The sequence below is a fragment of the Candidatus Sororendozoicomonas aggregata genome, assembly GCF_031528575.1.
GTDB lineage: Bacteria > Pseudomonadota > Gammaproteobacteria > Pseudomonadales > Endozoicomonadaceae > Endonucleibacter > Endonucleibacter aggregata.
This window is the reverse complement of sequence record NZ_JAVLSP010000010.1, coordinates 61,010-71,455: the sequence shown is the minus strand read 5'-3', so window position 1 is coordinate 71,455 and position 10,446 is coordinate 61,010. Positions and strand designations below refer to the sequence as shown.

10 protein-coding genes are annotated in these 10,446 nt (G+C 48.3%); 8 read left to right on the top strand and 2 right to left on the bottom strand.

Features of this window, described 5'->3' with window-relative positions; all coding sequences use genetic code 11:
- Nucleotides 1-40: 40 nt before the first annotated feature.
- Together glnD and V4C51_RS03655 are read right to left on the bottom strand one after the other, a co-directional pair.
- Nucleotides 41-2,743, bottom strand: coding sequence for a [protein-PII] uridylyltransferase (glnD, locus tag V4C51_RS03660; RefSeq protein WP_330924772.1), 2,703 nt, complete (start codon nucleotides 2,741-2,743; stop codon nucleotides 41-43).
- A 187-nt stretch (nucleotides 2,744-2,930) separates the two neighbouring features.
- Nucleotides 2,931-3,815 (bottom strand): PHP domain-containing protein, encoded by an 885-nt coding sequence (locus V4C51_RS03655; protein ID WP_330924771.1) that lies wholly within the window; start codon nucleotides 3,813-3,815, stop codon nucleotides 2,931-2,933.
- Nucleotides 3,816-4,006: 191 nt separating this feature from the next.
- Between V4C51_RS03655 and ispZ the strand changes: the two genes are divergently transcribed.
- The 8 genes from ispZ (at nucleotide 4,007) to V4C51_RS03615 (ending at nucleotide 10,432) form a co-directional block, all read left to right on the top strand.
- Entirely contained in the window at nucleotides 4,007-4,588 is a 582-nt protein-coding gene (gene ispZ / locus V4C51_RS03650; RefSeq protein ID WP_330924770.1) for a septation protein IspZ, read from the top strand.
- The gene (locus V4C51_RS03645) at nucleotides 4,585-4,884 is read left to right on the top strand and encodes a YciI family protein (protein ID WP_330924769.1); all 300 of its coding nucleotides are present in this window, start codon (nucleotides 4,585-4,587) and stop codon (nucleotides 4,882-4,884) included. Before ispZ ends, V4C51_RS03645 begins: the two co-directional genes overlap by 4 nt.
- Nucleotides 4,881-5,561 (top strand): TIGR04211 family SH3 domain-containing protein, encoded by a 681-nt coding sequence (locus tag V4C51_RS03640; RefSeq protein WP_330924768.1) that lies wholly within the window; start codon nucleotides 4,881-4,883, stop codon nucleotides 5,559-5,561. The genes V4C51_RS03645 and V4C51_RS03640 overlap by 4 nt, the downstream gene beginning before the upstream one ends.
- Before the next feature lie 211 nt (nucleotides 5,562-5,772).
- Nucleotides 5,773-6,801 (top strand): GIY-YIG nuclease family protein, encoded by a 1,029-nt coding sequence (locus tag V4C51_RS03635; RefSeq protein ID WP_330924767.1) that lies wholly within the window; start codon nucleotides 5,773-5,775, stop codon nucleotides 6,799-6,801.
- Nucleotides 6,802-7,172: 371 nt separating this feature from the next.
- Nucleotides 7,173-7,325 (top strand): hypothetical protein, encoded by a 153-nt coding sequence (locus V4C51_RS03630; RefSeq protein WP_330924766.1) that lies wholly within the window; start codon nucleotides 7,173-7,175, stop codon nucleotides 7,323-7,325.
- Between the two features lie 33 nt (nucleotides 7,326-7,358).
- Nucleotides 7,359-8,042 carry a C2H2-type zinc finger protein gene (locus V4C51_RS03625; protein WP_330924765.1) on the top strand — a complete coding sequence of 228 codons (684 nt, stop codon included), beginning with the start codon at nucleotides 7,359-7,361 and terminating at the stop codon, nucleotides 8,040-8,042.
- A 334-nt stretch (nucleotides 8,043-8,376) separates the two neighbouring features.
- Nucleotides 8,377-9,036 (top strand): C2H2-type zinc finger protein, encoded by a 660-nt coding sequence (locus tag V4C51_RS03620; protein ID WP_330924764.1) that lies wholly within the window; start codon nucleotides 8,377-8,379, stop codon nucleotides 9,034-9,036.
- A gap of 103 nt (nucleotides 9,037-9,139) precedes the next feature.
- Nucleotides 9,140-10,432 (top strand): NCS2 family permease, encoded by a 1,293-nt coding sequence (locus tag V4C51_RS03615; protein WP_330924763.1) that lies wholly within the window; start codon nucleotides 9,140-9,142, stop codon nucleotides 10,430-10,432.
- The last annotated feature ends 14 nt before the right edge of the window (nucleotides 10,433-10,446 follow it).

Sequence of the window (10,446 nt, the reverse complement as noted above, 5' to 3'; positions counted from 1 at the left end):
TTCGAGCATAAGTCCGACAGGCTCCTGGTCGGCGTAATTTTTAAGGTTCCCGGGCGGTAGCTTGTTTTAAAACGTTAATGAGTTTTGAGCAAATTGCCTGGCAATACCTGGGGTCACAAAACGCCTTCCCCGCTTTTTTAGTAATGACAAAACGGTCTTCAACTTTCTCACCAAATGTCGCGATTTTTGCCCGCTCCACTTGCAGACCGAGTATCATAAACGCTTTTCCGATGATTGCCAGTAACCCCGGGCGGTCGGTAGCGGTGATGCTTAACAGGGTCTCGCGGGAGCTGATATGGTGGCTGAGAACCACTTCCGGTTCCCTGGAAAAGTGCTTCAGTTGCCGGGGCGTTCGCCGACGAATCAGATCAGGAAAGGACCCCGGTGAAGTCAGTACTTTTTCAAGATGGTATTGAATCTGGTAAATGCGTTGACGGTTTCTACCAATGGCTGAACCATCGCGCTCCAGAACCGTGAAAGTATCCAGGCTGAAGTCGCCAGCGGAGGTAAAAATGCGAGCGTCCTGAATCAGTAAATGCAGGTGATCCAGCGCCGCGACTGTCGCCGCGAAGAGGTTCGGCTGATTCGGGGTATAGATAAAAATTCTGGAGCCACCATGTTCTTCTGTACTGCTGGTTTCCCTGATGATAATCAGTGGGTTGTCTTCATCATGAGTTAAAATGCCCGCCAGTTGCCATGCCAGCTCTTCAGGCTCATGGCTAATAAAGTAACTTCCCCCCATCTGCCCCCATAAGCCATCAGCCTGACCCTGGGTAATGCCCCGGTCAGCCAGCAGTGGCATTGTCTTTTCCTTAATAGTAATAATCTGACTTGCCCGTGACGGCAACGGGTTTACTCCCTGCTTTAGAAAATGCCGGGTATGTTTGTACAACTGTTGTAATAATGATGCGCGCCAGCCATTCCATAAAAGCGGGTTGGTCGCATTGATATCGGCAACAGTGAGGGTATACAAATAATCCAGGCGTTCCAGTGACGCAACCTTACCAGCAAAGGCATGAATGACCTCAGGGTCTGAAATGTCCATGCGCTGGGCAGTGGTTGACATGGTCAGGTGCTCCTTTACCAGCCAGGTGACAAGCAAGGTATCTTCATTGTCCAGCCCGTGGCGTCGGCAGAATTTCTCCGCGTCAATGGCTCCTAGCTGGGAGTGATCACCGCCGCGCCCCTTGCCAATATCATGAAATAATCCCGCAATGTACAGCAGCCTGGGTTTGGGCAGGGTCTTGAGAATCATCGTGGCGACAGGAAACTGCCTGGCCTGATCTTTATAACTGAACCTTCGAAGGTATTTGATCAGTAACAGGGTATGGGCATCCACGGTATAGGTATGGAACAGATCAAACTGCATCTGTCCGATAACCCGATTAAATTCTGGGAGGTACCGTCCAAGAATACCGTAACGCGCCATACGACGAAGTGTTGCTGTCATATTAAAAGGAGCCTGCATCAACTCAAGAAAAAGTCGCGTACAGCGTGGATCGCTTTGAAAGGCTTTGTCCACCAAATGCCTGTGTTCACGCAGTTGTCGTATGGTTTCTGCCCGAGCCCCGAGTATTTCATGATCACGAGTCATTAGCACAAACATTTCGAGAATGGCAGGCGGGTACTGTAGAAACACATCAGGGTGTCTGGTTTCAATATAGTTGTTGCGGATTTGAAAACGGTCATTAATCGGCACCACTGTGGGAATCGCATTGGCATTGAGAATCCCGTCGTCAAAATGCTGCAACAGCATGTCATTGAGCTGGGTCACTGCCATAACAGTGCGAAAATAACTCTGCATAAACTGTTCGACGGCCATCGCTCCGCGGTTATCCCGGTAGTTAAATTGTTCCGCCAGATTTTTCTGGAATTCGAACAATAACCGATCTTCACACCGGTTTTGCCGGGTATGCAATGCCCAGCGTATTTTCCAGAGAAAGGAGCGACACTTGATAAGTAAGCGATACTCCCCCTTGGTTAGAAAACCAGACGTCACAAGTCCGGCAGGGTCGTGGGTTCCAAAGTGGCGATGGCTAACCCAGCCGAGCATATGAAGATCACGCAAATTACCCGGTGAGCCCTTGATATTGGGTTCAAGATTATACTCGGTGTCATTATACTTACGATGTCGTTTACGTTGCTCCTCAAACTTGGCTTGCAAGTATTGTTTACTGGGCCACATATGCTCCGTGCTGATCCCCTTTTGCAACTGCTGGTATAAGCGCCCGGGTCCTGCCAGCGGACGGGATTCAATCAAGTTGGTAATGATACTCAGGTCACCGCGTGCCTGTTCGATGGCCTCATCAACAGAGCGAACACTCGAGCCTAACTTCAGGCCAATGTCCCACAGCAAGGTTAAAAATGCTTCAATATGGGGTTGATGGACACTGTAGTTATCGCTTTCCAGTAATATCAGGATATCAATGTCTGAACCGGGGTGTAACTCACCCCGTCCATAGCCTCCAACCGCCACCAGGGCAATAGCTTCTTCTTTATGCCAGGGGTAATGTTCCCAGGCCAGTGACAGCATCTGATCAATATACCAGGCTCGCGCATTGACCAGTACAGTGATATCGAGCTTTTCATCGAACCAGCGATTGAGCGTGTTATGGGCTTCCCGAAGGCTTTTCTTATAGGCAAATATGGGATTACTGGAAAGGGTCAGATCCGCTCGAAATTGCCCCCGGTCAAACAGAGATTGTTTTAATTCCCCGGAGAGGTTCTGAAACAGTGTTGCCATGGTAAGATGCTTATTTTCCGGCATTGACGTTGGAATAGCGTAACGGTGAGACTTTCGTACTTTCCTGGATTTCAGGCCGAAATTGCCTTAAGTCCGACAGGCTCCCAGCACCCCATACTCAGTCATGCATTGCCAGAAAGCAAGGGGAGTTTCAAATGCGTTTTGATTGGCGTTGCCCAAAGAGCCTCTACCAATTTTCCCAAACGGGTGACGTTGACGCGGGCAATGGTGGCATTTTTCCCAGTTCAATCCAGGGATTATCGGGAGTGTGAAAATCACTGCCCTGGGAGGCTTTTAGTCCAAACTCCTGACAAAAACCAGCCAGCTGCTGAACCTGACTGTGGGGCGTAGTTCCTCCCGATACCTCCAGGGCATGACCGCCCGCATACTTGAAGTCAGTGATTAACGCCCTGAGCCTGGTGCGTGTCATACGGTATTTGCCAGGGTGAGCAAGGACAGCCGTACCTCCTAATGCCCGAATGCGGGCTACACCCTCACTCATCCCTGGCCAGAAAGCACACAGATTACCCAGCTTGTTGTTGCCTAAATACTTTTTAAAGGCATTTGAAGCATCGTTGATAATGCCCGTTTTCACCAACCACCTGGCAAAGTGCGGTCGACCGAGCTGGTGTTCATCATCCCGCAAATGGCATTCATCGTTATTTTGCCTTTGCGCTGCCTTCTTTAGGGATAATACCTCCGCAATAATGCCCTCTGATGACCATGGTGAGCCCAGTCGCTTTGCCAACCGGCCAGCAATATGCTTCGCCCGGGCCTGTCTGGCCTGGCTTTGGATGTCTACAATGTGACCAACGCTGGCGTGTGTCGTATCAAAATTCAGCCCGACAATATGCACTTCAATCCCTGACCAGCGTGTTGACAATTCTATTCCGGGCACCAGGCGTGGGCCCTCTGCCGGCAGATGCTGTTGCAACCAGGAGAAACCGGCGATGGTATCATGATCAGTAATAGCCAATATCTCCACGCCCTTGGCATGAGCGCGCTGATAAAGTTGGCGCGGGGTCAAGGTGCCATCAGAAGCAGTCGTATGGCAATGCAGGTCAACAGACACGATCGTCAGTTCGCCGTTCTTTGAAAAGTGACACTTTACCGGGTAATGCTATAAATGAAAATCCGGTTTTATGTTTCATTCACTCTCTGTACCGTGTATCGCTCTGAAATCTGGTTTATGATAAACAAGGCATCTGTAGCGACTGTTACGATACGATAATCCGGCTAGCCCCTCAAACTGACTGGCAAACTATGAAGCAACTTATTGATTTTATCCCCCTGATTGCCTTCCTGGTAGTCTACAAAATGGACCCGCGAATGGTTGAGCTCGCGGGGCACCCCTTCGAGTTAGGTGGCCCCTTCAGTGCCACCTTTGTACTGATGATAATATCCGTTGTGGTATACGGTGGTTTGTACCTGAAAAATCGTACGCTGGAGAAAAGTCACCTGATTACGCTCATTGCGGTGATAGCTTTTGGCGGATTAACCCTGGCATTTCATAATGAAGCATTTTTAAAATGGAAGGCACCCATTGTGAACTGGGTGTTTGCGGCAGCCTTTCTGGGCAGCCAGTTTATTGGCAAGAAACCCCTTATCCAGCGAATGCTGGGACATGCGCTGACCCTGCCTGATAGCGTATGGTTGAAAATGAATATCAGCTGGGTGGTCTTTTTTATTTTTTTGGGCGCAGCCAATCTTTTTGTGGCTTTCACCTTCCACCGCATTTGGGTGGATTTTAAAGTCTTTGGCAGCCTGATATTAACCTTTGCTTTTGTTATGATTCAGTTCCTCTTTATATCACGGCACATACGGACAGAGGAAAAAAAACCATGATGTACGCCATCATCAGTGACGATGTAGCTGATAGTTTATCATTACGCCAAAAAGCCAGACCCGCCCATCTGGCTCGCCTCGACGCATTGAAGTCGGCTGGTCGGCTGGTTCTGGCAGGACCCTGCCCGGCAATTGATAGCCCTGACCCCGGTGGTGCTGGCTTTTCAGGCAGCCTGGTTGTCGCTGAATTTGAATCGTTGGAAGCAGCCCAACAGTGGGCAGATGCAGACCCTTATGTAGAGGCTGGCATCTATCGCCAGGTTGTTGTCAAGCCATTTAAGAAAGTCTTGCCGTGAATCAATTTCAAACACGCTGTATAACGTTACTGACCAGTGGCTTTTTCGCGCTGTGCGTCTACGCGGAAAGCCGCTATGTGACGGATATTATCTACATCCCCATGCGATCAGGCCCGGGTAGTCAATACCGTATAATCCATCAGGGCATTAAAACAGGCACTGAGTTAAAGGTGCTGGAAGCTGATGCCGGCAATAACTACAGTAAAGTTGTCACCCCTGATGGCCTTGAGGGTTATATCCGTACCCAATACATGCAGAACAACCCACCCGCGCGTCAGCAGCTACCTGCCCTGGAAGCTGCTGCTAACAAAGCTGCTTCTGATAAAACGCTCATAGTGGCTGAGTTGGAACAGGCAAAAATGGATCAGGAAACCCTGGCAGAAAAACTGCGCGAGGTTACCGGCAATCTTGAGCAGAAAAATATGGAGCTCAAACGTATTACCACTATCAGTGCCGACACGCTGGTCATCGACCAGCGGAACAAAAATCTGGTGGAAGAAAACCTGCAATTGAAAAACCGTGTCCAGTTACTCGAAACAGATAACAAGCAGTTAATCAGTGACAGTCGGGTTAAGTGGTTTATCTACGGTGGAGGTACTGTTGTGATTGGGGTACTACTGGGACTGCTTCTGCCTCGGTTGAGGATTCGTAAAAAGCCGGCATCGGACTGGATATAATCGTTGATCTCTGGCATCGCCAGAGGTTTTTACCACCGATAACCGGGCCTTTTCATTGCTACTGTCAGACATCCAGCTTGCCATGCTCATTACGGTAGTTAGAAAAAGTCATTGATAGACTACGCTCGCCGCGGGGTAGGGTAAAATTCCGCGAATTTCTCGATAAATACTGAAGCATTTTCCCTGCACAGATGAGAATCCACAGGTATAATTGCGCGCCCGTTATTCTTTGCAGAAAGGTCATTTAGCGTTGATTATCTTTACCGTCACCAATCAGGTCTCAGGACAGGTCTTTGTAGGCAGCACTCGTAACGATTTAGAGAGCCAATGGGAAAAGATGGTCTGTGCTGCTGAACAAAACATGGATTACCCCCTGTACCGGGAAATCAGGCTTCACGGTGCTGAGCAGTTTCATGTGGAAGAATGGGATTTTACCGATGACCGGAGCGAATTGGCCATTCTTGAGCAGGAAGCCCTTGAAACGCTGGGCGCAAAAAGTTTGAAAGGGTATAAAACCAGTACCGTCAAAATTAAACCCAGGAAGAAAGCGCGCCAAAGAAAGTCGGCCCTGGAAAAAGAGCTGGCTTCTCTGTTTGAAGAACTGGCTTCTCCTGAGGCGACCGAGGAAGATATGCCAACGAGTGATATGTCTTCCTCAAAAAACGGGGAGAGCGCTGAAGAGTCGACGAAAAATACGACAACGGAAGTCAAGACTGTACAATCTTCCGCATCAAAAACTGTGAACACCTCTGCGGTGGTTGAAGCTGAGCCTGCCCTGCCAGCAGGTGGTAGTGAAAAAGAAAGCCTATCATCACAGCCCACCGCGCAGGTGAGAGGGTCACAGGCGAATGCTGTCGTTAACATCAAGGGAATTAACCTTGGCGATGGTATTACTGCCCAGTTGGCCTCTATTCAAGCTGCTGCGGATGCGGCCATTGCCGGTGATACCCATGTTGCTGAAGAGCTGACAACTATTGTGGTTGAAGGTAAGTCCGAAACTGTGGTTGAGGATGAACAAAAGCAAGGGGTCGCTTCATCGAATGATGATACTGAAGCCACTGTTGAGCTGAATCCAAAAACACGGCGCATTCAACAAGCAATTGCCAGGGCTCGACAGGGAAAAATAATGAAAACAGCAGAACAACAAGCAAAGGAGCGTCAACAACTGGCCTTAATGCTGGCGGAGCTTGAAGCACGCGCTTGTGCTGTCCGCAATGATTCACTGGCTGCTGCCGCTTAGTTTTTCTGCCTGCCAGCAACATCTCAGGGTAGCTGAATGTTAAATAACACCAACAGTCTACCCCTTCTACCCTTTTGCGAAAAAAAACACGACAATGAACTCTAGCCCGGATATTTCATAAACATGCTCCTGGCTTTGCGGTGACGACGTTGGTAAGGTTTTCGTTGCCACTACTCTTTTAATCGGTCTTTATCCGTGATGTCTCCTAATATCAACCGCCTTTTCTAACTTTTTGGAGTCGTAGCTGCTAGACTTAGGTATCATTTCATTTACTCACCCTCTGAAACTCTTTCTCGTGGATCACAGCTAACTGAAGGATTTAAATCACTCGACTCCCCGCTTGCCGCTCACCCTACACAAGATAACAGTGGATGCATCTGGCTGCTGTGGTTATGTATTTTACTGATCTAATGGAGTATGAAAACCTGAATCTAGAAAAAGGGGGTTGGTATGACCTGACAGTACAAACGACAATAAACGTGTTGGTGTCAGGTCAGATTGTCATTCCATCAAACGACAATTAATAGATTAACTCCGCTACCGGAGGAAACCTCAACATGAATGATGAAAAATGCGCTTGCAAGGTATGTGACAAACTTTTTGCTTCAAATAAAACTCTCAAGGTGCACATGAGAATCCACACGGGAGAAAGGCCTTATCTTTGCGCCCAGCCTGGATGTGAATCCACTTTTATTCAAGCTGGTCAACTTAAACAGCACCTCATAACCTGCCATTCGGATGAAAGACCTTACCCCTGCACTGAATCTGGATGTGGTAAAGCGTTTAAAACGCCCTGGGCGCTAAACAGGCACACAAGAACCCACACTGGAGAGAAAATTTACCGTTGCAACGTTTGTCTTTACCTATTTGCTACCTCTTCCACTGCTAGAGTGCACGTAGAGAGGAAACACAAAGGCGTTGCTGGCGCTCAGGCAATCAAAATCCCTCCTCAGGTAGTCACAACCTTGAATGAACAGCTGTTAGACGATGGAGGGAGAGTTTTTTCCACAAGCCATACCTTCGACACTGGTATGAGGGTGTCTCAGGTAACATCTGGAAAAGGCAGCGTCACTGTCACCGAACAAAGAGCGCCTTACGCAGAATTAACATCGATTTTGCAAGAAGGCCAACAAGGTAAAGCCATTAATGACCTGTCAGGGCTTGAAGAGCTTGAAGGGCTTGATGCCTTGGCTATGGCGGCATTTATTAGCCCCCCCTTACCTGTATCTGATGATAGTTAAATGACCTCCGAGAACCGAAGGCTTATTGATTGACGTCCTCAAAGGGCTTTTATTGCGCCTAAGGGCGAGAATCAAAACCCTCCAGCACGTAGAGAAACTTCTTCAACAAGCCGCCAATATGGAAGCTGGATGGGAATCAGACGATGAAGGCTGTTAATGGGTTGAGACTATGCCGGTCACGCATTCTAAAATGGTCAGTTATGCCGCAGTTAGACCAGGGATTTGGTATGACCTGACAGGACAAACGACAATAAACGTGTTGGTGTCAGGTCAGATTGTAACGCCATCAGACGACAACCGATAGATCAACTCTGCCAGCGAAGGAAACCTCAACATGAATGATCAAAAAATCCCTTGCGAAGTATGTGGCAAAATTTTCACGAAGTGCAATCTCAACGCGCACGTAAGAACCCACACGGGAGAAAGACCTTATTTTTGCACCGAGCCTGGATGTGAATCCACTTTTATTCAACTTGCTCATCTTCAAAGACACAGAGTAACCACCCATTCGCAAGAAAGAAACCATCTATGCGATCAATGTGATAAAGCTTTTAAAACGCACGACAAGCTAACCAGGCACAAAAGAACCCACACCAAAGAGAAAATATACAGTTGCAACGTTTGTAATGAAGTATTTACTTACTCTTCCTCTGTCAAAAAACACTTAAGGAGGAAACACAAAGGCGTTGCTGGCGCTCAGGTAATCAAAATCCCTCCTCAAGTAGTCACAACCTTGAGTGAACAGCGGTTACCCGATGGAGGGAAAGTTTTTTCCACAAGCCATATCTTCCATGAGACTGGTATGAAGGTATCTCGGGTAATATCTGAGCGAGGCAGCGCCACTGTCACCGAACAAATAGCGCCTTTCGCGGAATCACTATCGGTTGTGCAAGGCCAACAAGATAAAGCCATTAATGACCTGTCAGGGCTTGAGATTTTGGCTGATGAGGCATCAAGGAGAGACCCCTTACCCGAGTTACCCGAGGATAAATAACGGGCTATTGGTTATTGCACTGATATTTTACTATTTTCTACATATTCACAGAAATAAACAAATAAGATAGATTGCTCCTTTTCTTTTTATTAATAGACAACAAATGATTGAGCGATTATTCAAGTTGAAGGAGCGAGGGTCTGATATAAAGACCGAAGTCATTGCCGGGTTAACAACGTTTTTAACCATGGTTTATATCATCTTTGTTAATCCCAATATGCTCGCATCCACGGGTATGGACCAGGGCGCTGTCTTTGTCGCTACCTGTTTAGCTGCTGCCCTGGGTTCTTTGGTGATGGGATTATATGCTAATTACCCCATCGCTTTGGCACCCGGTTTGGGATTGATGGCCTTTTTTAGCTTTACCGTTGTCGGACAAATGGGCTACAGCTGGCAAGTTGCCCTGGGCGCTGTTTTCTTGTCAGGTTGTAGTTTTTTCCTGCTCAGTATTTTTAAAATCCGTGAATGGATTATTAATAGTATTCCTGTCTCACTGAGGGCAGGGATAGCAGCCGGGGTTGGACTTTTTCTCGGGTTTATCGCACTGCAAAGCGCCGGTATTGTCGTTGACAATCCGGGCACCTTGGTGACACTCGGTGATATGGCTACCTGGCCGGCAATGATGACAGCCCTGGGGACACTGCTTATCGTTGCCCTGTATTCCAGAAACATCACCGGCGCTGTCATTATCGGCATCCTCGCCGTCACTGTTGTCAGTGTGCTCGCAGGCAAGGTTGAGTTCAATGGCGTGATTTCACCGCCGCCAAGTATTGCCCCCACTTTCATGGCCATGGATCTCTCAGGAGCGTTTGAAGTTGGGCTGATCAGTATTGTTTTTTCTTTCTTGTTTGTGGATTTGTTTGAGACCTCAGCAACGCTGATTGCTGTCGCTCAAAAGGGGAAGTTACTGGATAAAGACAATAAATTGCCCCATCTGGGCAGGGCAATGATGGCTGATAGTGTCGCGTCAATGGCCGGTGCTGGCCTTGGCAGCTCAACCACCACCAGTTACGCGGAAAGTATTGCCGGTATTCTGGCTGGCGGCAGAACCGGTCTGACAGCGGTAGTTGTTGGTCTGCTGTTTTTGGCCTGCCTGTTTATTTCGCCCCTGGCAAGTATTGTTCCGCCCTATGCCACCGCGCCAGCGTTGATGTTTGTCGCGGTACTAATGACTCACTCCCTGGTGCATATTGACTGGGACGACATTACCGAAGCTGCCCCGGTGGTGATTGCGGCCGTCAGTATTCCCCTGAGCTTCAGCATCGCAACGGGTATTGCCTTTGGCTTTATTGCCTACACTGGCATCAAATTGCTCAGTGGTCGTTATCAAGAGGTGTCCCCTACCATGTACATTCTCTTTGTCCTGTCCCTGTTAAAACTGGCCATCTTCAATTAACGTGTGCCAGGCGG